Source organism: Mesorhizobium sp. CA7 (assembly GCF_020165015.1).
Lineage (GTDB): Bacteria > Pseudomonadota > Alphaproteobacteria > Rhizobiales > Rhizobiaceae > Mesorhizobium.
The window spans coordinates 52,221-76,389 of record NZ_JAIUHH010000018.1; the positions used below are offsets into that span (position 1 = coordinate 52,221).

The window sequence follows — 24,169 nt, forward strand, 5'->3', positions numbered from 1 at the left end:
TGAACCCCTCCCGGATGCGACCGCATTTGCAAGACAATGCGCGATCACTGGTTTGCTTCGAACCGAAAACTGGACAATGCTTGATCGCATGGAGATCGGCAATCCCATGCGCAATGAACTTCTATCGCCGGCCGAAATGGCCGAGGCCGACAGGCTGACAATCGCGGCCGGACCGCTCGACGGCTATCGCTTGATGCTACGCGCGGGCGAGGCGGTCGCGGCCGTCGTGCTGGCGCGCTATCCTGGCTCGAAGAAGGTGCACGTGCTGTGCGGCCCGGGCAACAATGGCGGCGACGGCTACGTCGTGGCGCGGCTGCTGGCCGAGGCCGGCGTCGATGTGGCCCTGTGGGCGTCGGGCGAACCGAAGGCAGGCAGCGACGCCGCGCTCGCGGCGGCTGATTGCGCTCTGGAGCGGCACCCGCTTTCAGCCTTCACCGCGGAAGCTGGATCGCTGGTTGTCGACGCCATCTATGGTGCGGGCCTGTCGAAGCCGCTCGCCGGCGACGCCAAAGGCGCGGTCGATACCGCGACGGGCATGAACCTGCCCGTTGTCGCGATCGACCTGCCTTCGGGCGTTTCAGGCGAAAGCGGCGAAATCCTCGGTTCGGCATTTGGCGCGGCGCTCACGGTGACCTTCGCACGAAAGAAGCCTGGGCATCTGCTGCTGCCTGGCCGCGAGCGATGCGGCGAGATCGTGTTGGCCGACATCGGCATCCGTGACGAGATCATCGACGAGGTCGCGCCGCGGGCCTTTGAGAACCGCCCCGGGCTCTGGATCGCAAGCTTTCCCGCGCCCGCCGTCGACACGCACAAATACAAGCGCGGTCATGCGAGCGTCTTTTCGGGCGGACCATCCGCGACGGGCGCGGCGCGGCTGTCGGCGCTTGCGGCCGCAAGAAGCGGGGCAGGGGCCGTCACCGTGCTCTCGCCCGCCAACGCCATGCAGATCAACGCGGCGCATCTGACCTCGATCATGCTGCGCAAGGTCGACGGGATCGAGGACGTGCATGATCTTATCGGCGATCGCCGGCCGTCCGCCTTCGTTCTCGGCCCCGGCTTCGGCATCGGTGACAAGGCGCGCGATTTCGCGCTCGCCGTGCTCGCCAAAAACCGGCAGGACGGCGGCGTTGAGGGCCTCGTGCTCGACGCCGACGGCATCACCTCTTTCCGCAATGCGGCTTCGACGCTGTTCGAGGCGGCCGCCAGACCGGACGCGCCGGCGTTGATCATGACGCCGCATGAGGGTGAGTTCGGCAGGTTGTTTGCCGACATTGCCGGCAACAAGGCCTTGTCGAAGCTGGCCAAGGCGCGCGAAGCCGCGCGGCGCGCCAACGCCGTTATCGTCTACAAGGGTGCCGACAGCGTGATCGCCTCGCCGGATGGCCGCGCCGCGATCAACAGCAATGGCGCGCCATGGCTCGCCACCGCCGGGTCGGGCGACGTGCTGGCGGGCATCATTGCCGGGCTCCTGGCGCAAGGCATGCCGGCCTTCGAAGCGGCTTGCGCCGCGGTGTGGATTCATGCCGAAGCCGGCAGCCGCTTTGGGCCGGGTTTGATTGCGGAAGACCTGCCTCTGGCAATGGTGCCGGTTCTTCGCGAACTGGCGCAGAGCGCTGTCCTATGAAGCGGCTGGGGCTGCTTGTTGCCGTCCTGGCCGCTTTCATTGCCCAGCCGGCGCGCGCCACCGATCATCCGGTTGCCATCATCGACGACCCACGCGTGCTCGCCGCACTAGATGTCGGGGGATATGGCTTCGCCGACCTCTTCGGCGTCGACGGCAGCGACGATCTGGAATCCCTCTATGATGAGGCACCAGCCTATCACGCCATCGTCGACACAGTGGCCGGAGATGTCGCCGCGTTGCGCACCGAGATGAAGGCCGGCGGCCGCTCTCTCTACGAAGTGACCGACGGCAATGTCGGCCGCATCATCGACATGCGCTGGCTGAAGACGAATGCGGCGCGCTTCCGCCTTGTCGGCGTCGTCAACCGGCTCGACCGACGCGATTTCGCAACGCTTGGCAACGAGACGAGCTGCGGCGAGGTGCGGTTCATCTATCGCCTGGCCTACAGCTTCAGGAAGAACGACAAGCAACTGGCCTCGCGCCTGCCGTTCAACTTCAGCGCCATATACCGCGTCGCTCAAGATGCCGACGGCGGCTGTGTGGGCGCTGCCGGCCGCTGGACGCCGCAGCTCGACGAAACGGTCGATGCCGGCTGGCTGACCGGCGGGCCGCTCGAAAAGGCCTCGCTGTCCTTCAAGCAACTCGAGCTCAACGCGCAGGTGGTGCGCTTTCCTTCCGGCCAGGAAACCGAGTTCGGCGGGCAGGCCGCTTACCTGATGCGCATCTTCAGCATCGATGGTTCGAGGGCCGGCGAAAAACCGCTGGAAAATACGCCGGACACAGCCCGGCTTGCCGAGGACGCCGATCTGAAAGCGCGGCTTGCCGACTATGTCCGCGCCAATGCCGCTGCGGTCGATCTCGGCGTCTACGAAATCCCGGACGAATTCCTCGCCCGAAAAGTCGTCTCCTGGTCGACCTTCGGCAGTGCAAGGCAAGCCAATCATCCGTTCACGCCGCTGTTCGACCCAAAGGAGTTCGCCGGGCTCGACTATTCGAAGTTTACCTTGGCGTGCACGCCGGACGCTTTGATCGAGCGGCTCGACAACGGTGCCTGCCAGGGTTGCCATCAGGCGGGCTCGACCGCCGGCTTCCATTTCATCGGTCTCGACGACGCCACGACCTCGCCGCTCAACCGTATCGAAGTCGGCATCTCGCCGCATCTTCATGCCGAGATTGCGCGCCGCGAGGCGTGGCTCAAGGCGACGGCTGAAGCCAGGGAGCCCAATCGTTTTCGTCCGCTCTCCTTCGCGCCGCCCGCCGCCTGGAAGGATGCGGGCGAGCCCGCCTATGCGCCGGCCGAAATGGCAATGCCATGCCTGGTGCCGGATGACGCAAGCCGCTTTGGCGGCACTTGGCAATGCGGCGCCGGCACGGTCTGCACGCCGATCGCGACCGCATCGGGCGTGAGGACCAAATTGGCGCAATGCCTGCTGCCCAAGGAGAGCCCTGCGATGTTTTCCGGCCATCCTTGCCTGACCGGCTCGATCGAGAGCAACAGCGCCCAGCCGTTCAACGATCGCTACAAGATCACCGGCCAATTCGCTGCTTTCGCGCCGGCGATCTCGCGCACTGCCTATACCTGCCGGCCGCCGAAGATCGGCGTTCCGGGAGGCTTCGCGTATCGCGCTTGCGATGACAAGGATGGCGCCTTCTCCGCTTTCAAGCCCGGCAAGCCGATGCCGAGCGAGATCTGCGGCTTGGTCGGCGGCAAGAAGTTCGACACCTGCGTGGCCACCAACAATTTCGACCAGTGTCTCGGCGGCTCGGTCAACCGCGGCAACCGCCCAGCCTGCTCGGCTGACCATTTCTGCCGCGAGGATTATATGTGCCAGTCGCTGCCGCCGGACACACCGGGCGCCGCCAGGGTCAAGGGCATCGGCTTCTGCTCGCCGACCTATTTCATCTTCCAGATGCGCATCGACAATCACGCCACGCCTTGGGCGACCACGGCGCGCGCGAGCATGGGCGCGGGTTTCGGGACGGCAGCCGAGGAATAGGTCAGGTGAATTGCGGCGCGTTTTTTCGGATTGCCGCCGCAAGCGCCTCGCGAACCCTGTCCTCGGACACCGCGCGCGTGTTCTCCACCCAGCCTGGCGTCGAAATCGGCGGCTCGAGAAAAATCACCTGTTCGTTCACCGGACCGTGCATATAGGCTCGGTTCAAACCGTATATGAGCACACAAGGGCCGCCCAGCGCCCCAGCAGCGTGGGAGATGCCGCCATCGACTCCGAGAAAAATGGTCGAGGCCGCGATCTGGCACATGGCTTCTGCAATATCGGGCGTCGAGGTAAAATCCAGCGCCTCGGGCAAACAAGCCCTCATTTCCGCCGCAGCCTGCCGCTCGCGCGGCCCGCCGATCAGCCAAACCGACCAGCCGCGGGCAACATGGTCGCGCGCGATCGAGACGAAGCGCTCCATCGGCCATGAGCGCTTGTTGGCAAAGTCCGACGTGTAGAGGGCAATCGCCGGCTTCGCCGGATCGATCCCGTTGCGCCGACGCCAACCGGCAAGCTCTTCGGCGGAAACAACCAGCTGCGGAGCCGGCAATGGTCCGTCCTCGGCAGGCCTTTTGCCGAGGCGCGCGATTGCGCAAACCTGGTCCGCCACCCGCGTCTTGCGCGGGCCGAATGCAAGCATCGATTTCAGCCAACCGGCGGGCAGTCGATTGACGATACCGAACTGGAACTCGCGCGGATAGCCGATGCGCTCCGGTATTCCGGCCAGCCATGGTACCAGGCAAGCTTTGGTGCTGCTGGTGAGCATATAGGCCGCCTGGTAATTCTCCTCGCGGATTTCGCGTGCCAGACCAGCCCGCTCTTTCAGCCCCGGCTTCCAGTGCTTCTCGGCTATCCAGACCTTGCGAACATGCGGCATCAGCCGCGCCAGCGGCGCGGCGACCCTTGAAGTGATGATGTCGATCGGCTGCCCCGGGAATCTCTCGGCGATGATCCGGATGGCCGAGTGGCAGCGGATGAAATCACCGATCGCCGGCAGGCAGAAGATCAGTATGGGGCGCAATGCGCGATACTCTTTCGATCCGGAACGGTCAGTGCTGCTAAGAAACACCTGCGTTATGTCTCATGGAAGCGCTTCGCCATCAAGAATACGGTGGTAGAGCTCGATATAGGCTTTTGCGGCCTTTTGGATCGGGAACCGGTCTGCCGCGGATTCGCGGCATCTTTGCGCCGACAAACCGTCGATTTCACCGAAACCGCGCGCGAACTCCTCATCCGTGTCGAAGAAACGGCCGGTATCGGCATCGACGGTTTCGGGCAGCGCGCCGCATGCCGTGGTCAAGACCGGCGTGCCGCACAGCATGGATTCGACCGGCGCATTGCCGAAAGGCTCCTCCCAGGAAATCGGATTCAGAAAGGCTTTGGTCTCGCCCAGCAATCGCACCTTCGGTTCACCATCGACCATGCCGTGATAGCGGAAGCGCAGCGACAGGCTCTTGAAGAACACGCCCTCGCGTCGCGTCTTGCTGCGGCCAAGCAGCTTCCAGCGCGAGCCGCCGGCGATATCGAGCTTGAAATCGTACTTTTTCGCCAGGTCCACCGCCCGATTGAGGCCCTTTCCGGCCCGCGCGATGGCCGCCATGAAGAATAGATGGTCGTTCTTCGTCGCTGCCAGGCGATAGGCATCCACCGGAAAGCCATTGTAAACGAAGGTCTTGCGCCCATGCAGCTCGGCATGGCGGGCGCTGATGAAGCTCCAGTTCGGCTGCGGCCTGGGGTAATCCGGCAGATGGCCGCGCTCGGTATTGAGCGTCGGGAAGGGAACTTCGACCTTCCAGGCATGGAGATGGACGATGTCGGTATCCTTGGGAACAGCCGCGCGGCATTCGTCATTGGTCACCGCGTGGCGGACCTCGCACATCGGATGCGACGATCCCGGGCCAGCGATCAATGTCACCTGATGCCCCATCTTGACCATTTCCGTAGTCAGCCATTCGACCTGCCGCTGGATGCCGCCATAGCCCTTGCACGGAATAAGGCCCTGAGCCGCAAGTGTTATTCGCATTTCGTCTCCGCGCTCATGTTAGCGGTTGTCCCTTCGGCTGGCGGGAGGTCTTTCACAGCGGGATGTTGTCGTGCTTCTTCCAGGGGTTCTGCATATCCTTGTTGCGCAGCATGCGCAGCGCCCGCGCGACGCGGCGCCGGGTCGAGTGTGGCATGATCACCTCGTCGACATAGCCGCGTTCGGCTGCAACGAAGGGCGACAGGAAGCGGTCCTCGTAAGTCTTTGTATGGGCGGCGATTTTCTCGGGGTCGCCGATGTCCTTGCGATAGATGATCTCGACCGCGCCCCTGGCGCCCATCACCGCGATCTGCGCCGTCGGCCAGGCATAATTCATGTCGCCGCGCAGATGCTTCGAGGCCATCACGTCATAGGCGCCGCCATAAGCCTTGCGGGTAATGACGGTGATCTTCGGCACGGTCGCCTCGGCATAGGCGAAGAGCAGTTTAGCGCCATGCTTGATTAGCCCGCCATATTCCTGCGCGGTGCCCGGCAGGAAGCCTGGCACGTCGACGAAGGTGACGATGGGAATTGAAAAACAATCGCAGAAGCGCACGAAGCGCGCGGCCTTGCGGCTGGCGTCGGAATCGAGCACGCCGGCCAGCACCATCGGCTGGTTGGCGACGAAACCGACCGTGCGGCCCTCGACGCGGCCGAAGCCGGTGACGATGTTCTTGGCGAAACTCTGCTGGATCTCGAAGAAATCGCCTTCGTCCGCGACCTTCAGGATCAGTTCCTTGATGTCGTAGGGCTTGTTGGCATTGTCGGGGATGAGCCGGTCGAGCGACAGGTCATGGTCCGTCACCGACTGGTAGCACTCGATCTCGGGAATCTCGGCTGTGTTCGACGCCGGCAGAAGATCGACCAGCCGGCGCATCTGCAGCAGCGCCTCGACATCATTGTCATAGGCGCCATCGGCGATGGAGGATTTGGTGGTGTGCACGCTTGCGCCGCCGAGGCTTTCCGCGGTCACCGTCTCGTTGGTCACGGTCTTCACCACGTCCGGTCCGGTGACGAACATGTAGGAGGTGTCGCGCACCATGAAGATGAAATCGGTCATGGCGGGCGAGTAGACGTCGCCGCCGGCGCAGGGACCCATGATCAGCGAGATTTGCGGGATGACGCCGGAGGCGAGCACATTGCGCTGGAATATCTCGGCATAGCCGCCAAGCGCCGCCACGCCCTCCTGGATACGCGCGCCGCCGGCGTCGTAGAGGCCGATGATCGGCGCGCGGTTGCGCAGCGCCATCTCCTGGACCTTGATGACTTTTTCGGCATGCGCTTCCGACAGCGAGCCGCCGAACACGGTGAAATCCTTGGCGAAGATATAGACCGGGCGCCCATTGACGGTGCCCCAGCCGGTGACGACGCCATCGCCGGCGATCTTGGTCTTCTCCATGCCGAAATCGGTCGAACGATGCTCGACATACATGTCGAACTCCTCGAACGAGCCCTCGTCGAGGAATATCTCGATACGCTCGCGCGCGGTGAGCTTGCCCTTCTTGTGCTGCGCCTCGATGCGGTCCTTGCCGCCGCCCATGCGGGCAATCTCGCGGCGACGCTCGAGTTCCTTCAGCACGTCTTTCATCGCTAGTCCTCAAAACCAATAGGTAATTTGTGGTAGTCGCGCCGGCAGGGGAGCGCAAGAACCTCTGTTTTGCTGCATTGCAACATGGGGCCCTTGCATTTCGGGGCGAACTCAGCCATATGCAGCGGCATAGGCGCTTGGGCCGGGATATCCGGCCTTCTCGACGAATGAGACTGGTTGCGTCTGTTTTCCCTCTTTCCGGCAAATCGACCCTGGTCGATCGGCAAGCTGGCGAAAAAGCCCCGAGGCATGATGCTTGCGGGCACGACAGCGCAGCCGCGCGGACGGACCCGTCCGCCGCCTTGTCGTTCCATGACAATTTATCCGACGGCAGGTTGCGCCTTGCCGCCATTGATGTTTGCGGCCACAAGGCCGCGTGAAAGAAGATTATTTTGACCAACGAAAACACAGCGGAACTGAACGGTTTCGCAGCACTTGGGATTTCCGGCGCGCTGCTCAAGGCGACCCATGCCGCCGGCTTCACCGATCCGAAGCCGATCCAGATGCAGGCGATCCCGCCGCAGCTCGAGGGGCGCGATATTTTCGGTATCGCCCAGACCGGTTCGGGCAAGACGGCGGCCTTTGCGCTGCCGATTCTCTCGAAGATCATCGGCCTCGGCACCAAGCGCCGGCCGAAGACGACGCGGGCGCTCATCCTGGCGCCGACGCGAGAGCTAGCCGTGCAGATCGAGGACACCATCAAGATCCTCGCCAAGGGCGCGCATGTCTCGACCGCGCTGGTGCTGGGCGGCGTCTCGCGTTTCAGCCAGGTGAAGAAGGTTGCGCCCGGCGTCGACATTCTGATCGCCACGCCCGGCCGCCTGACCGACCTGGTGCGTGAGGGCGACCTCATCCTTGCCGACACCAAATGGCTAGTGCTCGACGAGGGCGACCGCATGCTCGACATGGGCTTCATCAACGACGTCAAGCGTATCGCCAAGGCGACTGCGCCGGACCGCCAGACCGCACTGTTCTCGGCCACCATGCCCGATGAAATCGCGGAGCTTGCCAAGGGCTTGCTGAAGAACCCCGTCCGTATCGAAGTCTCGCCGCAAAGCACCGCCGCGGTCGAGATCGTGCAGAGCTTGGTGCTCGCCCGGACCAAGCAGAAGCGCCAGGTGCTGTCAAAGATGCTGGCCGACGAGGCGATGCGTTCGGTGATCGTGTTCTCGCGCACCAAGCATGGTGCCGACCGCGTCACCAAGGACCTTGCCCGTGACGGTTTCGAGGCGGCCGTGATCCACGGCAACAAGTCGCAGAACGCGCGCCAGAAGGCGCTCAACGATTTCCGCGACGGCTCGGTTCGCATCCTGGTCGCGACCGATATCGCGGCGCGCGGCATCGACGTGCCCGGCATCAGCCATGTCGTGAATTTCGACTTGCCCGACGAGGCGGAGAGCTATGTCCATCGTATCGGCCGCACCGGCCGCAACGGCAGGGACGGTATTGCGATCACGTTGTGCGATCCTTCGGAAAACGCCAAGCTGCGGCAGGTCGAGCGCATCATCCGCATGAAGCTGCCGGTCGTGGCCGACCATCTCGGCAGCCCGGATCCGCAGCGCGACCCCAGGGAAAAGACCGAGCGTCATTTCGAACCGGCCAATGACCGCGAGCATCACGGCGCCCGTCGCGATGGCCGCCGCCCGGGCAACGGTGGCGACAACAAGCGTTTCGGCGGCAAGCCTCATGGCGAGCGCGCTCCGAAGCCGCAGGACGAACGCCTGGCCGCGGCCAAGCCGAATGGCTCGAGCAAGCCCGACGGCTTCAAGCGCTTCAAGGGCAACAACAAGCGCCGCTTTGGCGGCAAGCGTCCGGCGAACCGGGCCGCCTGAGCCTAGAGCCGGATGATTTCAAGTCGAGTCGAGCTGAAATCTGAATCCGGCTCTAAATCAAAGACATAGAGCATGATGTCGTCCGAAAACCGCTCCACACTTTTCGGCATCATGCTCTAGCAGAACCACGCGAACAGGAACGGCCGGAGCGATGCTTCGGCCCGTTTTCCATTTCACTGGCCTGATTTCACTGGCCTGATTGCTGCTGCATCAACGCCTTCACCCACACCACGATACGCTGGGTGAGGAAGGCTGTGGTCTGCGGCGACAGCACATCGCCGGCGATGACGTGATTGTCCGGATCGCCGGTGTCGTCGACCGGCACCAGCTCATGCGGCGCACCCCAGCGCCCAGCTATCTCGCGCGTCCGGTCGGGCCGCACCACCTTGTCGGAATCCGAGAAGATGAACAGGGCAGGGATTTTCGCCTTCTCGACCGGCGCCTCATAGGCGAGATTGGTGAGCGCCGCCATCGGCAGCACCGACCTCATGGGATATTTGGTGGTCCAGAATTTCTCGTGCAGCGCGTTGCGGGCGGGAAAGCTGCGCCCCTTACCGCCGACAAGCTCGGCGATTTGTTCGCCCCAGGGCATGGTGAGAACCTCGGCGCCGGAGGCCTTGACGCCGAAATTCGGCGATATGAATGCGATAGCAGCGACGCCGTCAGATGCTCCAGGCCGGGTTGCGGCCCATGCCGCCAGCGAGCCGCCGGTCGAAGTCCCGATGACGATCACCTTGTCACCGATGGCACGGCCGATGGCCAAAGCTTCCTCATAGTCGTTGATCCAGGCATTGACGCTGCCTTGCGCCATGGCCCCGCCGTCCTGGCCGTGGCCGGTCAGGCGCGTGTAGAAGAGGTTGGCCTCCAATTCATTCGCAATGTCGTCCGGCAAGGGGCGGACCTCGCCCTTCGAGGCGGAAAAGCCATGGATATAGACGATGGCCAAGGGCGTCTTGGCATGGACCATCGGGTTCGCCCAGATGATCTCCTTGTCGAGGCCGTCGCGGATGTTGGGCACGGCAGCCTCTTCGCGCGCCAGATAGGCCTGCGGATCGTCGCCGATCGCCGACGGATTGAACCGGATTGTGGTGTCGACCGGCACGCGTGGACCGAGGAAGAAAACGGCTATCAGGACGACTGCAAGGCCAAGCACCGTCAGCACGATCCGCCGCCCCATTACAGTCTCCAAGCAATGATTCTCAACCTATGGCCGTACCCGCCGGCAGGCAATCGCCGTTTCGCCGGTTTATGCCGCCTTGTCGCGGGATGGGTTCTTGTCGCCAGGCAGCCTGCGATCGAAATGCAATGGCCGTCCCCACCAGTGGGTGGTGAGCCCGATGACGAAGCGGCCGATCGGCCGCGGCAACAGGCCGAGCACCTTCAACGGCAAGCTTATGTGGTACGGGAAGGTGACTTCGAAGCCGCCCTTCCGGATGCCGCGAGCCATGCGGCGCGACGCGCGATGCACAGGCATGAGGCCCGGCATCGGCAGCCTGTTCTTTTCCGTCAGCGGCGTGTCGACGAAGCCCGGGTTGATGACCTGGATGCGGATATTCATCTTGTCGAAATCGTATTTCAGCGACTCCGCCAGGATGTTGATCGCGGCCTTGGTGCCGCCATAGGCCGCCGTGGTCGGCCAGCCCGAATAAGCGGTGACCGATCCCACCAGAACGATATGGCCGCGTCCGCGCACGCGCATATGCTCGACGACAGGCACCACGCCGTTGACGATGCCGAAATAGTTCACGGCGAAGGAGCGGTGGAAATCGCGCACAACCAGATTCTCGCCGGGGGTGGCGATGTAGTTGCCGGCGTTGAAGACGGCAAGCACGATGGGCCCCATCTGCTCCTCGATTGCGGCGGCCGTACGCGCCATGCCCTGCTCGTCGGTAACGTCGCAGGGAAAGGATTTCACATGTCCGGACATCTGCGCCGTTTCGACGACCAGCGTGTCGGCCGGATCTTCGGGCAGAGAGGTCACCGCGACGGCATAGCCTTGATTGGCAAGATCCTTGGCCAACGCGCGGCCAAGCCCGCTGCTGCCGCCCGTGATCCAGGCGACACCGTCCTTCGGATTGGCCCGGTAGAGTGTCATGCGATGTCCTGCGAATGTTCGGGCTTGCTGTAGCGGCGAAGAAATCGAATGAAAAGAGCGCTTTTGCGCTTGGCGTTGAAATGATCGCAAGCATTGCAGCGTCCAGAATGCGACTGGACCAGACAAAATCTTACCTTGAAACCGGGGCGTCCGGTTTTTAGGGTCTCGCCGCACACATAAAGGAATCCCGCATGCCCCGTTCTGTGATCGAAGCGATCGGCAACACGCCCCTGATCCGGCTCAACAAGGCTTCGGAAGCGACCGGCTGTGAGATCCTCGGCAAGGCCGAGTTCATGAATCCGGGGCAGTCGGTGAAGGATCGGGCCGGCCTGTTCATCATCCGCGATGCCGAGCAGCGCGGCCTGCTCAAGCCCGGGGGGCTGATCGTCGAAGGTACTGCCGGCAACACCGGCATCGGGTTGACGTTGGTCGCCAAGGCGCTTGGCTACCGCACCGTCATCGTCATCCCCGACACGCAGAGCCAGGAAAAGAAGGACACGATCAAGATCCTGGGCGCGGAGCTGATCGAAGTGCCGGCGGTGCCCTACAAAAACGCCAACAATTACATAAAACTGTCCGGCCGCCTTGCCGAGCAACTGGCGCGCTCGGAGCCGAACGGCGCGATCTGGGCCAACCAGTTCGACAATGTCGCCAACCGCGACGGCCATGTCCGTACGACTGCCCAGGAGATATGGGCCCAGACCGGCGGCAAGATCGATGGCTTCGTCTCGGCCGTCGGCTCCGGCGGCACGCTTGCGGGTGTCGCGCTCGGGCTCAAGGCCAAGAGCAAGGACGTCAAGATCGCGCTCGCCGACCCGCTGGGTGCCGCCCTCTACAGTTTCTACACCAGCGGCGAGCTGAAATCCGATGGCAGCTCGATCACCGAAGGTATCGGCCAGGGCCGCATCACCGCCAATCTGGAAGACTTCACGCCGGATTTCTCCTACCAGATCCCGGACGAGGAAGCGTTGCCCATCATTTTCGACCTGATCCAGGAAGAGGGGCTCTGCGTCGGCGGCTCGACGGGCATCAACATCGCCGGCGCCGTCCGGCTGGCGCGCGAGCTCGGACCCGGCCACACCATCGTGACGATCCTGGCCGACTACGGCACGCGTTACCAGGCCAAGCTCTTCAATCCGGAGTTCCTGCGCGGCAAGAATCTTCCGGTGCCGGGCTGGATGGAAGAAAAAGCCGATATTTCAGTGCCGTTCGAAAAGGTGGCATGATGGCGTACAAAACCGAGGCGCAGTTTCGCGACGACGCCTATCAGAAGACGGCGGAGGCCGAGGTCGTCGCGATCAACGATCGTGGCGGCATCCTTCTCGATCGGACAGTCTTTTATGCAACGTCCGGTGGGCAGCCGGGCGACACCGGGATATTTGAACGCGCCGATGGCGGCCGCATCGCGATCGCCGCCACCATCACCGGCGAGACTAAGGACGAGATCGTCCATGTGCCGGCGCCGGAGCAGGCGCTGCCAGCGGTCGGCGAAAAGCTGAAACTCCTGATCGACTGGGAGCGGCGGCATCTCCTGATGCGCATGCACTCCGCCTGTCACCTGCTGACTGTCGTTTGCCCTTTCCCAATCACCGGGGCAGCGGTCGCAGAGGACGACAGCCGCGTCGACTTCGACATTCCCGACGCCGGCTTCACCAAGGAGGATGTGACGGCGAGGCTGATGGAGCTGGTGCGCGCCGACCATCCGATCTTCACCCGGCTGATCACCGACGAGGAACTCGCCGCCAATCCCGGCTTGGTCAAATCGAAGAACGTCCGCCCACCGGTCGGCACCGGCAAGATCCGCCTGGTCTGCATCGGCGACAACGGCTCGATCGACAGCCAGCCATGCGGCGGAACGCATGTGAGGTCGACCGGCGAGGTTGGCGAGATTCATATCGGCAAAATCGAGAAGAAAGGCCGCGAGAACCGGCGCTTCCGCATCCGATTCGGACCGATGCCGGCGAACTGACGTTAAAGCTAGGCGGGGCAGGAGAATAACATGGCGCAGGACAGTCCCTTCATCGTCGACGCCGATTGGCTGGAAAAGCGACTTGGCGAGCCGGGTCTCACCATCATCGACGCCTCCTGGTACCTGCCGGCGCAAAAGCGCGACGCCCGCGCCGAATACGATGCCGCCCACATTCCCGGAGCGCGCTTCCTCGACCAGGACGCAGTTTCCGATCCGGATTCGAAACTGCCGCACACATTGGCATCGCCGCAGCACTTCGCCCAATATGTCGGCGCCATGGGCGTTTCGGCTGACGACACCATCGTCGTCTATGACGGGCCCGGCCTGTTCTCGGCACCGCGCGCCTGGTGGATGTTCCGCGTCATGGGCGTGTTCCAGGTCTACATCCTGAACGGCGGCATCGATCGCTGGAAGGCCGAGGGGCGACCCGTGACGGCCGAGCCGACAAAGATCGCGCCGAGCGTCTTTTATGCCGATTTCGATGCCGGCCGGGTTGTCGGCCTCGACGAGATGCGCAGGATCGTCGGCAGCCAAGAGAGCCAGATCGCCGACGCGCGCTCGGCCGGCCGCTTTGCCGGGACCGATCCGGAGCCGCGTCCGGGCATCCGTTCGGGCCATATGCCGGGTGCGCACAACGTTCCTGTCACGGCGCTTGCCGAGAATGGCGAATTACTGCCCAAGGACCGTCTGCGCAAGGTGATCGAGGATGCCGGCATCGACCTGTCGAAACCGGTCGTGACGTCCTGCGGCTCGGGCATCACGGCGGCGGCGATCACGCTGGCGCTCGAGACGCTCGGCCACACCGACAACCGGCTTTACGATGGATCCTGGACTGAGTGGGGCGGTCTCAGCGACACACCAGTTGTGACGGGGAAAGAATGATGGAACACGGCGCGCTGCAGGATATCGAAGTCACGGTCACATTCCTGGAGATGCACGCGGCTCCGGCGGTTTCGCCGCCGATCCCCTACAATCGCCAGATCGCGCTGCTGAAGACGAAAGATATCCCGCTTCATTTTTACCGCTATCTGATGGATCGCGTCGGTCGCAAATGGCATTGGGTCAACGTGCTGAGGCTGAGCGACGAGGAGCTTGCCGCCGGCTTGCACCGCGAGGACCGCGACATCCGCGTGCTCTATCTCGACGGCGCTCCCGCCGGCTTCTTCGACCTTAAGCCGCATCTTCCGGACGAAGTGGAGCTCGCCTATTTCGGCATGATGGAGCATGCGCATGGCCAGGGCATCGGCCGCTGGTTCCTTGGCGCCGCGATCTCGGCGGCCTGGGCGCACGGGCCAAGGCGCGTCACTGTGCAGACCTGCACGCTCGATCATCCGGCAGCTCTTCCGCTTTATCAGAAGCTGGGCTTCACGCCCGTGGCGCAGAAGAGGGAGGTCGTGCATCCGCTGACCTTCGCCGAGCGGTCGGCCAGCGTCATGCGAGACTAGAGCAATTCCAGGACTGGTGAGAACGGTTCCGCCAGTCAGGAATCGGGTGGGAGGCATTGTCGCCAAGGCATAATTTCCGAACATCGACACGGAGATTTCGCCATGAGCATCCAGTTCAAAGCCTTGCCGACCGAAGCCGTGCGCGCTCTGCAGCGGGGAGGGCCCGATGCCTACGGCCGCACCCCGGAGCACGGCATCTCCGACGGCGACGGCGTGCCTTGCAGACATTGCCTCAGGAACGTCGCCGAGGGTGACGGCTATCTGATCGTTGCCTACCGCCCGTTTCCGGAACTGCAGCCCTATGCCGAAACCGGCCCAATCTTCCTGCATGCGGAGGAATGCGAGCGCGCAGCCGAAGGGGATGCGCTGCCGGAGATGCTCGAAAGCAGCGACTATATCGTCAGGGGTTACGGCAGGGACGATCGCATCGTTTATGGCAGCGGCGCCGTCACGCCGACCAGCGAGATTGCCGCCCGCGCGCGGACGCTGTTTGGGCGCGACGACATCGCCTACATCCATGTCCGCTCGGCCCGCAACAATTGCTATCAATGCCGCATCGAGCGGGCATGACCAAAAAAGAAGCCCGCCGATGGTCGGGCGGGCCGTTGGAGGGTCTGACAGAAGCTGTCGGGCCAGTGCCGTCCGGGCCGGACTTGCCCGACCCGGCAAGCAGCTCAGACCGCCAGTAACGGTCCGTCTCTAGGCAGCTTTCTCGTCGAGCGAATGTGAAGCATTTCACACAAGACCGCATAAGGGCGGAAGAACGAAAAGAAGCGCATTTGCAAGGCCGTCGTATTCTCGTCGTACTACTGCGCTAAAACGCAGCGGTTGCGATGTGTCGACCGCGGATGGACCGGCGGCAGATCGCGACAGTCGAGGAAGCGGGGCTTTTTGCTCCGCTTTTTTGTTGACCGGATTTTTCGACGGAAGCGCAGTTTCCGCGCAAGAAAAAAGCCCGCCGGAATGACCCGGCGGGCGACTGAAGGAAATCGTTGCGAATGTCAGGCGGCAAGGACCGCCTTCGGTTCGACCATTTCGTAGCCGAGCGCCTCAGCGACGGCGCGGTTGGTGATCTTGCCCTTATGAACATTGAGGCCGTTGCGCAAATGGTGGTCGTCGACCAGCGCCTTGAGGCCCTTGTCAGCGAGCTGCAGGCCATAGTGCAGCGTCGCGTTGTTGAGCGCGTGCGCCGAAGTGACCGGCACGGCGCCAGGCATGTTTGCGACGCAATAGTGGATCACGCCGTCGACCTCATAGGTCGGATCGGCGTGCGTCGTGGCATGCGAGGTCTCGAAGCAACCGCCCTGGTCGATCGCGACGTCGACCAGCACCGAGCCCTTCTTCATGCCGGAAAGCATTTCGCGGGTGACGAGCTTGGGCGCCGCGGCGCCCGGGATCAGCACGGCGCCGATGACGATGTCGGCCGAGAAGCATTCTTCCTCCAGCGCTTCGACGGTCGAGTAGCGCGTATGGACGCGGCCGCCGAAGATGTCGTCGAGCTGGCGCAGACGCGGGATCGAGCGGTCGATAATGGTGACGTCGGCGCCGAGGCCGACAGCCATCTTGGCCGCATGCAGGCCGACGACGCCGCCGCCGAGCACGGTGACCTTGCCGGGCAGCACGCCGGGCACACCGCCGAGCAGCACGCCGCGGCCGCCATTGGCCTTCTGCAGCGCAGTCGCGCCGGCCTGGATCGACAGGCGGCCGGCGACTTCCGACATCGGCGCGAGCAGCGGCAGGCCGCCGCGGTCGTCGGTCACGGTCTCATAGGCGATCGCGGTGACGCCCGAGCCAAGAAGACCCTTGGTCTGCTCCGGATCCGGAGCCAGATGGAGATAGGTGTAGAGGATTTGGCCGTCGCGCAGCTGGACCCATTCGTTTGGCTGCGGTTCCTTGACCTTGACGATCATGTCGGACTTGGCGAACACGTCGGCGGCCATCTTGGCGATAGTGGCGCCGGCGGCGCGATAGGCGTTGTCGTCGGCGCCGATGCCGGCGCCAGCACCGGTCTCGACCAGCACTTCATGGCCATGCGCGACATATTCGCGGACCGAGCCCGGCGTCAGGCCGACGCGATATTCATGGTTCTTGATTTCCTTGGGGCAGCCGACACGCATTTTTCTTCTCCCTGTCCGCGCCCTTCAGGGGGCGCTCTCACTGTCGCTCGTGCATGTCACCGGGTCGAAAATGCGGAGGGTGGACACGCAGTAACCGCAGTCAACCACGAATCGCTCCGTATGTGTTTGCGAATGCACTTGCGGCAACGGTCGCTCTTCGATAATCGTTGCGCAAAACGACTTGAAATTCGCAGGAACCACGAAAAATGCGGCTCGACAGGATTGATATCGCCATTCTGGAGGCTTTGCAGAAGGATGGCCGGATCCCCAATGCGGCGCTCGCGGAGAAGGTCGGCCTTTCCCAATCGGCCTGTTCGCGCCGGCTCGACAATCTGGAGAAGTCCGGAACCATCCGCGGTTACCACGCGCGGCTGTCCAATTCCGCGCTCGGCCACCAGATGACGGCGATCGTGCACATATCGCTGTCGGGGCAATTCGAAAAGACGCTGTCGGATTTCGAGGCGGCGATCAAGCGCTGCCCGAACGTGCTCTCCTGCCATCTGATGTCGGGCGAATACGACTACATCCTGCGCATCGCGGCGAAGGATCTCGTCGACTATGAGCGCATCCACAAGGAATGGCTGTCAGCCATGCCGCACGTCACCAAGATCAACTCGTCCTTCGCGCTGCGCGAGATCGTCGATCGCACGGCGGTCGGGCTGCGGCCTGAGATGGCTTAAACCGCTGCGGCTTCGGTCACCACAGTAGTCATTGGGATATCGTGCGGCTGCGGGTAGATGGTCGGGATGCGCTGCAATTCGTAGCCGACGCCGATGACTAGCGGCCTGAACGGCATTGCGGCAAGCGTGCGATCGTAAAACCCGCCGCCATAACCCAGCCGATAGTTACCTGGATCGATGCCGACAATCGGCGAGATCACGATGTCGGGCAGCACCGGGTCGCCCTCGGCCGGGATCGGAATGTTCCACACGCCCTTTTCCAGCCGGTCGCCCTGTTTGTAGGCGCGAAACACCAGCGGCTGCCCCTTCTCGATGACGACGGGCAGCGCGGTGCGCCCACCGCGCTCGTTGATCGAGGCCATCCAGCCACGCAGATCCGGCTCGCCGCGAAATGGCCAGTAGAGGCTTACCATCCGGCCGGCTATGTCGCCGATCAGCGCGTCGAGGCCTTCCGCGATGCGTGCCGACATCGCGGCGCGCGCATCGGCTGAAACGGCGAGGCGCCCGGTGATGAGTCGCTCACGCTCGGCCTTGCGCCATCTCCGAACATCCGTCCAGTCGGAGAGCGGTTCCCGGTATTCCGGGTCGAGTTCGTGCATGAAACAGGGCGGTGAGGCGTATTGGGCCGGGCCTTCGTCGTCGTGTTTGTCAGCCATGCTTGGCTCCTGTCGTTTTGTTTCACGCTATACTCGCACCTGTGCGACCGCATGTGCATTCACGACGCCGCACGACGACTCCCGGGCATGACCGTTGCCATGCGCAATATTGTTGCAGTGCACAAAAATACTTACATCATCGGTAGGATTGCACTTTGGCGAGGTGGAATGAAATGAGCGAAACCGAGCATAAAGTCGTTGTCGTCGGCGCCGGCTTCGGCGGTCTCGAACTCACGCGCGCGCTGGCGGGAGCTCCGGTGCGCATCACCATGATCGACAAGCGCAACCACCATCTCTTCCAACCGCTGCTTTACCAGGTGGCGACGACGTCGCTGGCGACCTCGGAAGTCGCCTGGCCGATCCGCCATCTTCTGCGCAGGCGCAAGGACGTGACAACGCTTCTCGGCAATGTCACCGGCGTCGACCGCGCCGGCAAGCGCGTGCTGCTCGAGGACGGCAGTTCGATCCCCTATGACACGCTGGTGCTCGCCACCGGCGCCCGCCACGCCTATTTCGGCCATGACGAATGGGAGCCGTTCGCGCCGGGTCTGAAGACGCTTGAGGATGCCACGACGATCCGGCGCCGTATCCTGCTCGCTTTCGAGCAGGCCGAGCGCGAAACCGATCCGGCCAAGCGCCAGGCGCTGCTGACTCTGGCCATCGTCGGCGGCGGGCCGACCGGTGTCGAGCTCGCCGGTACCATTGTCGAGCTCGCGCATGACACGTTGCGCGGCGAGTTCCGCAACATCGACCCAAGCCAGGCGCGCGTCGTGCTGATCGAAGCCGGCGACCGGATCCTGGCCAATTTCGCGCCGCAGCTTTCCGACTATGCCCGCAAGGCGCTGGAACGGCTGGGCGTCACCGTCGAGCTCGGGCGTCCGGTCACGCACCTCGATGCCGAAGGTGTCGTCTTCGGCGACACGCGCTTGCCGGCAAGGACGATCATCTGGGCGGCTGGCGTTGCCGCTTCGCCGGCGGCCGAATGGCTGGGAGCGCCGGCCGACCGGGCGGGCAGGGTAGTCGTCGAACCCGACCTCACGGTGCCGGGCAGTGCCGACATTTTCGTCATCGGCGACACCGCGCATGTGCTGCGGCCGGATGGGAAGCCGGTGCCGGGTGTGGCGCCCTCCGCCAAGCAGGAGGGCAAGCATGTTGCCGCGACGATCAAGGCGCGGCTCGCAGGCGACACGGCGATGCGTCCTTTCCAATACCGTCATGACGGCGATCTGGCGACGATCGGCAAGCGCGCCGCGGCAATCGATTTCGGCTGGATCAAGCTCACCGGCTGGCTCGCCTGGTGGCTCTGGGGCATAGCGCACATCTATTTCCTGATCGATTTCCGCAACCGCCTGGCGGTCTCGCTTAGCTGGCTATGGATATACTTTACGGGCCAGCGCAGCGCGCGCCTGATCACGCAAGGCGACGACGACAAAAGCTGATTCCCAGGCCGCCGCCTGCGGGCAGCGGAGATGCTTGATGGCCGATCGCGGTTTCATTCCGTCGCCTCAAGAGGGTGGCTTCGCACTCTGCGGCTAGGCCCTCTTGCGCAGGCGCCGTTGGCCGAAAGCGCCAGGCAAAAAGCGGTTAACTGGAACGACTGCCGTCGCTCCCCCCTCTGGCTCAGGCCGTCCGCATGGGATAGTTTTAGCCATGCGTTATGTGATCGTCATCGCCTCCATCACCTTCTTCCTGTTCTGGGACGGACTCTACAATCGCGGCCACTACCTCGATGTGACCGTGCGGGAAGTGTCGCGCATCGTGCGCTATGTTACCGGGTAAGGTCTCGCCGGTTTCGCATCGCGGGCGCGACATCGTTGCCGGTTGACGCCTGGGCATTGCTCCCACAAAAACGCCGCTGAAGCGAAGACCAGGGAGGCTGGCTTGATCCGGCACATCGTTTTCTTCAGCGTGCGGCGCAAGGAAGATGTCGAGACTGTGCGCTCGGGCCTGCTGGCGCTCGGCAAGATTCCGCACTCGAAGCATTTCGAGGTGACGCTCAATACCAAGGTCGATCAGTTCTCCAATGCGATCGATGTCGTCGTCTATGCCGAGTTCGAGGACGAGGCGGCGCTTGCCGCTTACAAGGCGCATCCGATCTATGCGGATACGACCAGCAAAGTGAAGCCGCTGCGCGAACTGCGCTATTCTGCGGATGTAGTGGCCGCTGCCTGAGCGGCAAAGCCGCGGCCGACCGTTCGGTGCACTTGAACAGCCGGCCGGAATGGGGCACACCGCGCCGGCATGATCGAAAGCTCCGCCCATCCGCTTGACCATCTCGTGCTGCCGACACCGAGCCTCGATGCCGCGCGGTCGCGTCTGGCCTCGCTCGGCTTTGTCGTCGCCCCCACGGGCATCCACCCGTTCGGCACGGAGAATGCCTGCGTTTTTTTCGCCGACGGCACCTATCTCGAGCCGCTGGCGGTGGGAAATGAACAGGCGGCAAGACAAGCGATTGCGGCCGGCAATGTTTTCATTACGCGCGACCGCCTTTATCGCGAGCGGCTGGGCGAGGAAGGTTTTTCCGCCGTCGTGCTTGGAACCGGCAATGCCGATGCCGACCATATGCGTTTTGTCGAAGCCGGTCTGTCAGCCGGCGATACGCTGCGTTTCTCGCGCGCGTTCACAGATGCGAACGGAAAGAGCGACACTGCGTCCTTCAAGCTGGCCTTCGCGGTCGGCAAGGGAGCGACGGACGCCTTCCTCTTCGCCTGCGAGCGCGTTAACCCGCCGAAGATCGATCGCGCGGCGTTGCAGGCCCATGCCAATGGCGTGACCGGCATCGTCGAGGTGATCGCCGTGAGCGATGTGCCTTCCGCACAGATCGCATTGATCTCGATCGCCGCCGGGTCAGAGGCAGACGGCGACATGGTGCGGTTGCCGAATGCAATCTTGAGCGTAGTCACGCCCGAGAGCTACGCGCAGCGCTTCGGCCTGGCGGCCGAAGCCTCACCGCATTTACGGTTTGAGGCGATTGTTTTCTCGATCCGCGACAAAGCTACAGCGGCGCACGCGCTTGCGGCCGGGGCCGTCGATCACGACATGAGCGGCAATGACATCGTCGTTCCACCGGCGCGCGGGCAGGGCGCCGCCTTCATCTTCCGGGAGATCCCATGAGCAAGCCCCTGGCGCCCAATTCATCGGTAACCGTCGGCAAGGTCGTCTTCGCCAACAATGCGCCGCTGTCGCTGATCGCCGGCCCGTGCCAGCTTGAATCGCGCCAGCACGCTTTCGACATGGCCGGCGCGCTGAAGGAACTGACGGAACGGCTGGGAATCGGCCTCGTCTACAAGACCAGTTACGACAAGGCCAACCGCACCTCGCTGTCGGCGACCCGCGGCGCGGGACTCGATGCGGCGATGCCGATCTTCGACGATCTGCGCAAGGAGTTTGGCCTTCCTGTGCTGACTGACGTCCACAACGAGGAGCAATGCGCGATCGTAGCACCCCATGTCGATGTCCTGCAGATCCCCGCCTTCCTGTCGCGCCAGACTGACATGCTGGTCGCCGCCGCCAGGACCGGCAAGGTCATCAACGTGAAGAAGGGGCAGTTCCTCGCGCCGTGGGACATGAAGAACGTCGTCGCCAAGATCACCGGCTCCGGCAACCCGAATGTGCTCACCACCGAGCGCGGCGTCTCGTTCGGCTACAACACGCTGGTCTCGGACATGCGCGCTCTGCCGGTCATGGCTGAGATCGGCGCCCCGGTGATCTTCGATGCCACCCATTCCGTGCAGCAGCCGGGCGGGCAGGGCGGCTCCTCCGGCGGCGAACGGCGCTTTGTCGCGACGCTCGCGCGCGCGGCCGTTGCCGTCGGTGTCGCCGGCGTCTTCATTGAAACCCATCAGGACCCGGACAATTCGATGTCTTCGGATGGCCCCAACATGGTGCCTCTCAAGGACATGCCGGCGTTGCTGGAAAAGCTCATGGCCTTTGATCGGATTGCCAAGGGCCACTGATTGCAGCGGCGGACCTCGATCCGGCGCCGGCTTGTGGTGAGCGGGGGCTGCCTCACCGACAGCCGAGCAAATCGTCGGGAACCTTAGCGCGCTCCTCTCATTGTCGGTGCAGGCATTCAACGAGAGGAGCACCATCATGACCACTCCGTCCGGGCATACCGAAGCCATTGCCGCCTCGCGCGTCATCGGCACGTCGGTCTATAACACCGAAGGTAAGAGCATCGGCAGCATCGAGGACGTGATGCTTGACAAGATGTCGAATGGCATCATGTTCGCCGTGATCGGCTTCGGCGGCTTTCTCGGTATGGGCGAGAAATACCACGCCGTTCCGTGGGCGACGCTCGACTATGACGAGGACAGAGGCGGCTACGTCGTGCCGTTCACCAAGGAACAGCTTCAGGCCGCGCCCGCCTATTCGATCGACGAGCTGACCGGCGCTGACGGCGAAGCCGCCCGCGATGCTTCATTCCAGTATTACCATGTGAAGCCCTATTGGCATTGATCGCAGATCGGCAAGCTGGGAATCGAAAGGCCCCCGACACAAAGCCCGGGGGCCTTTGACGTTTGACTACTCCGCTGCGTTGAGAGTCGATAGCTCCACCGAGCTCTGCTGGGGTTTCTGATCGTCGCATGACGTCAGGAACGCTGCCGCGATCAGGAACAAACTCACGATACCGCTCAACTGGGACATGGCGAAACTCCTCCTGTTTCGCCCCGCGCGAACGCGACCATAGATGAGATGGTCACACAGCGCGCATGACTTATGATGACAGAAAATTGCGCTTCGTGAATCACGCCCGCGGCAATAAATGCGGGCCCGCCGATTGCCTTTTGCTCTGCTTTGGCTAAGAGGGGCGCGACGCTTCAATCGATCAATCGGGGACATCGCAAATGACCGCCATCATCGACATTGTCGGGCGTGAAATCCTGGACAGCCGTGGCAATCCGACCGTCGAGGTCGACGTGGTGCTGGAGGACGGCTCCATGGGCCGCGCCGCTGTGCCGTCGGGCGCATCGACCGGCGCGCATGAGGCGGTCGAAGTCCGGGACGGCGGGCCGCGCTATCTCGGCAAGGGCGTGCAGCGCGCCGTCGAAGCGGTGAACGGCGAGCTATTCGAGGCGATCGGCGGCATGGAAGCCGAGAACCAGATCCATATCGACCAGACGATGATCGAGCTCGACGGCACGCCGAACAAGAGCCGCCTTGGCGCCAACGCCATCCTGGGCGTATCGCTGGCGGTCGCCAAGGCCGCGGCGGAAGCCGCGGGCCTGCCGCTCTACCGCTATGTCGGCGGCACTAAGGCGCACATCTTGCCGGTGCCGATGATGAACATCATCAACGGCGGCGCGCATGCCGACAACCCGATCGACTTCCAGGAGTTCATGATCCTGCCTATCGGCGCGCCGACCCTGCGCGACGGCGTGCGCTGGGGCTCGGAGATTTTCCACACGCTCAGGAAGAAGCTGAAGGACGCCGGCCACAACACCAATGTCGGCGACGAGGGCGGCTTCGCCCCCAACCTGAAGAGCGCGCCTTCGGCGCTCGATTTCATCATGGAATCGATCGAGAAGGCAGGCTTCAGGCCCGGCGAGGACGTGGCCCTCGGTCTCGATTGCGCGGCGACCGAGTTCTTCAAGGACGGCAATTACGTCTATGAGGGCGAGAAGAAGACCCGCGATCCGAAGGCGCAGGCCAAGTACCTTGCCAAGCTCGCTGCCGATTATCCGATCATCACCATCGAGGACGGCCTTGCCGAGGACGATTGGGAAGGCTGGAAGATCCTGACCGATCTGATCGGCAAGAAGACCCAGCTCGTCGGCGACGATCTCTTCGTCACCAACACGGCGCGGCTGCGCGACGGTATCCGCATGGGCGTCGCCAATTCGATCCTGGTCAAGGTCAACCAGATCGGCTCGCTGACCGAGACGCTCGACGCCGTCGAGACCGCGCACAAGGCCGGCTACACCGCCGTCATGTCGCATCGCTCGGGCGAGACCGAGGATTCGACCATCGCCGACCTCGCCGTCGCCACCAATTGCGGGCAGATCAAGACCGGCTCGCTGTCGCGTTCGGACCGCATGGCCAAATACAACCAGCTCATCCGCATCGAGGAAGAGCTCGGCAAGCAAGCGCGCTACGCAGGCAAGTCCGTGGTCAAGGGCTGATCCAGCCTGTTCGGACAGTCTGGA

At 63.4% G+C, this 24,169-nt stretch carries 23 protein-coding genes; 16 read left to right on the forward strand and 7 right to left on the reverse strand.

Going from position 1 to position 24,169, the window contains the following annotated elements:
• Positions 1–106: 106 nt before the first annotated feature.
• Positions 107–1,624 (forward strand): NAD(P)H-hydrate dehydratase, encoded by a 1,518-nt coding sequence (locus LB552_RS24495; RefSeq protein WP_224610794.1) that lies wholly within the window; start codon positions 107–109, stop codon positions 1,622–1,624.
• The gene (locus tag LB552_RS24500; RefSeq protein ID WP_224610708.1) at positions 1,621–3,621 is read left to right on the forward strand and encodes a hypothetical protein; all 2,001 of its coding nucleotides are present in this window, start codon (positions 1,621–1,623) and stop codon (positions 3,619–3,621) included. Before LB552_RS24495 ends, LB552_RS24500 begins: the two co-directional genes overlap by 4 nt.
• Position 3,622: 1 nt before the next feature.
• Here LB552_RS24500 and waaF read toward each other — a convergent pair whose 3' ends face one another.
• Genes waaF through LB552_RS24515 form a run of 3 tightly spaced genes read right to left on the reverse strand, consistent with a single transcriptional unit; the run spans position 3,623 to position 7,229 of the window.
• Positions 3,623–4,642: a lipopolysaccharide heptosyltransferase II gene (gene waaF, locus LB552_RS24505; protein WP_224610710.1), complete on the reverse strand. Its 1,020-nt coding sequence runs from the start codon at positions 4,640–4,642 to the stop codon at positions 3,623–3,625.
• A 60-nt stretch (positions 4,643–4,702) separates the two neighbouring features.
• The gene (locus tag LB552_RS24510; RefSeq protein ID WP_224610712.1) at positions 4,703–5,644 is read right to left on the reverse strand and encodes a glycosyltransferase; all 942 of its coding nucleotides are present in this window, start codon (positions 5,642–5,644) and stop codon (positions 4,703–4,705) included.
• A gap of 52 nt (positions 5,645–5,696) precedes the next feature.
• A complete protein-coding gene (locus tag LB552_RS24515) occupies positions 5,697–7,229 on the reverse strand; it encodes an acyl-CoA carboxylase subunit beta (RefSeq protein ID WP_140542881.1) in 1,533 nt (510 codons plus the stop codon).
• A gap of 392 nt (positions 7,230–7,621) precedes the next feature.
• Between LB552_RS24515 and LB552_RS24520 the strand changes: the two genes are divergently transcribed.
• Entirely contained in the window at positions 7,622–9,061 is a 1,440-nt protein-coding gene (locus tag LB552_RS24520; RefSeq protein WP_224610714.1) for a DEAD/DEAH box helicase, read from the forward strand.
• Between the two features lie 187 nt (positions 9,062–9,248).
• Here the strand turns inward: LB552_RS24520 and LB552_RS24525 are convergent, their stop codons facing one another.
• Positions 9,249–10,238 carry an alpha/beta hydrolase gene (locus LB552_RS24525; RefSeq protein ID WP_224610716.1) on the reverse strand — a complete coding sequence of 330 codons (990 nt, stop codon included), beginning with the start codon at positions 10,236–10,238 and terminating at the stop codon, positions 9,249–9,251.
• 69 nt (positions 10,239–10,307) lie between these two features.
• Complete coding sequence (locus tag LB552_RS24530) at positions 10,308–11,156, reverse strand: SDR family NAD(P)-dependent oxidoreductase (protein WP_140843434.1); 849 nt, start codon at positions 11,154–11,156, stop codon at positions 10,308–10,310.
• Positions 11,157–11,347: 191 nt separating this feature from the next.
• Between LB552_RS24530 and LB552_RS24535 the strand changes: the two genes are divergently transcribed.
• The 5 genes from LB552_RS24535 (at position 11,348) to LB552_RS24555 (ending at position 15,140) form a co-directional block, all read left to right on the forward strand.
• Entirely contained in the window at positions 11,348–12,382 is a 1,035-nt protein-coding gene (locus LB552_RS24535) for a cysteine synthase A (protein ID WP_224610718.1), read from the forward strand.
• Positions 12,382–13,125: an alanyl-tRNA editing protein gene (locus LB552_RS24540; RefSeq protein ID WP_224610795.1), complete on the forward strand. Its 744-nt coding sequence runs from the start codon at positions 12,382–12,384 to the stop codon at positions 13,123–13,125. Before LB552_RS24535 ends, LB552_RS24540 begins: the two co-directional genes overlap by 1 nt.
• A gap of 30 nt (positions 13,126–13,155) precedes the next feature.
• Positions 13,156–14,007: a 3-mercaptopyruvate sulfurtransferase gene (sseA, locus tag LB552_RS24545; RefSeq protein ID WP_224610720.1), complete on the forward strand. Its 852-nt coding sequence runs from the start codon at positions 13,156–13,158 to the stop codon at positions 14,005–14,007.
• Positions 14,007–14,570, forward strand: a complete 564-nt coding sequence (locus LB552_RS24550; RefSeq protein WP_224608828.1) for a GNAT family N-acetyltransferase — start codon at positions 14,007–14,009, stop codon at positions 14,568–14,570. Before sseA ends, LB552_RS24550 begins: the two co-directional genes overlap by 1 nt.
• Before the next feature lie 102 nt (positions 14,571–14,672).
• Complete coding sequence (locus tag LB552_RS24555; RefSeq protein WP_224610721.1) at positions 14,673–15,140, forward strand: DUF1203 domain-containing protein; 468 nt, start codon at positions 14,673–14,675, stop codon at positions 15,138–15,140.
• A 431-nt stretch (positions 15,141–15,571) separates the two neighbouring features.
• Here LB552_RS24555 and ald read toward each other — a convergent pair whose 3' ends face one another.
• Positions 15,572–16,687: an alanine dehydrogenase gene (gene ald, locus LB552_RS24560; RefSeq protein WP_224610722.1), complete on the reverse strand. Its 1,116-nt coding sequence runs from the start codon at positions 16,685–16,687 to the stop codon at positions 15,572–15,574.
• Positions 16,688–16,893: 206 nt separating this feature from the next.
• Between ald and LB552_RS24565 the strand changes: the two genes are divergently transcribed.
• A complete protein-coding gene (locus LB552_RS24565; RefSeq protein WP_224610723.1) occupies positions 16,894–17,367 on the forward strand; it encodes an Lrp/AsnC family transcriptional regulator in 474 nt (157 codons plus the stop codon).
• Here LB552_RS24565 and LB552_RS24570 read toward each other — a convergent pair.
• Positions 17,364–18,023 carry a 5-formyltetrahydrofolate cyclo-ligase gene (locus LB552_RS24570; RefSeq protein ID WP_095765476.1) on the reverse strand — a complete coding sequence of 220 codons (660 nt, stop codon included), beginning with the start codon at positions 18,021–18,023 and terminating at the stop codon, positions 17,364–17,366. The two genes, LB552_RS24565 and LB552_RS24570, sit on opposite strands and share 4 nt — an antisense overlap.
• 173 nt (positions 18,024–18,196) lie before the next feature.
• Here LB552_RS24570 and LB552_RS24575 point away from each other — a divergent pair, with 173 nt between their 5' ends.
• The 7 genes from LB552_RS24575 (at position 18,197) to eno (ending at position 24,145) form a co-directional block, all read left to right on the forward strand.
• Positions 18,197–19,462, forward strand: a complete 1,266-nt coding sequence (locus LB552_RS24575) for an NAD(P)/FAD-dependent oxidoreductase (RefSeq protein ID WP_224610724.1) — start codon at positions 18,197–18,199, stop codon at positions 19,460–19,462.
• 211 nt (positions 19,463–19,673) lie between these two features.
• The gene (locus tag LB552_RS29705) at positions 19,674–19,802 is read left to right on the forward strand and encodes a hypothetical protein (RefSeq protein ID WP_263481783.1); all 129 of its coding nucleotides are present in this window, start codon (positions 19,674–19,676) and stop codon (positions 19,800–19,802) included.
• Between the two features lie 102 nt (positions 19,803–19,904).
• Complete coding sequence (locus LB552_RS24580) at positions 19,905–20,195, forward strand: Dabb family protein (RefSeq protein WP_095765474.1); 291 nt, start codon at positions 19,905–19,907, stop codon at positions 20,193–20,195.
• Positions 20,196–20,264: 69 nt separating this feature from the next.
• Positions 20,265–21,137 carry a VOC family protein gene (locus tag LB552_RS24585; protein WP_224610725.1) on the forward strand — a complete coding sequence of 291 codons (873 nt, stop codon included), beginning with the start codon at positions 20,265–20,267 and terminating at the stop codon, positions 21,135–21,137.
• Entirely contained in the window at positions 21,134–21,979 is an 846-nt protein-coding gene (gene kdsA / locus LB552_RS24590) for a 3-deoxy-8-phosphooctulonate synthase (RefSeq protein ID WP_224530140.1), read from the forward strand. Before LB552_RS24585 ends, kdsA begins: the two co-directional genes overlap by 4 nt.
• Before the next feature lie 136 nt (positions 21,980–22,115).
• Positions 22,116–22,481 (forward strand): PRC-barrel domain-containing protein, encoded by a 366-nt coding sequence (locus LB552_RS24595; RefSeq protein ID WP_095765629.1) that lies wholly within the window; start codon positions 22,116–22,118, stop codon positions 22,479–22,481.
• 389 nt (positions 22,482–22,870) lie between these two features.
• On the forward strand, positions 22,871–24,145 hold the full coding sequence (gene eno, locus LB552_RS24600; RefSeq protein WP_140843412.1) for a phosphopyruvate hydratase: 1,275 nt from the start codon (positions 22,871–22,873) through the stop codon (positions 24,143–24,145).
• The last annotated feature ends 24 nt before the right edge of the window (positions 24,146–24,169 follow it).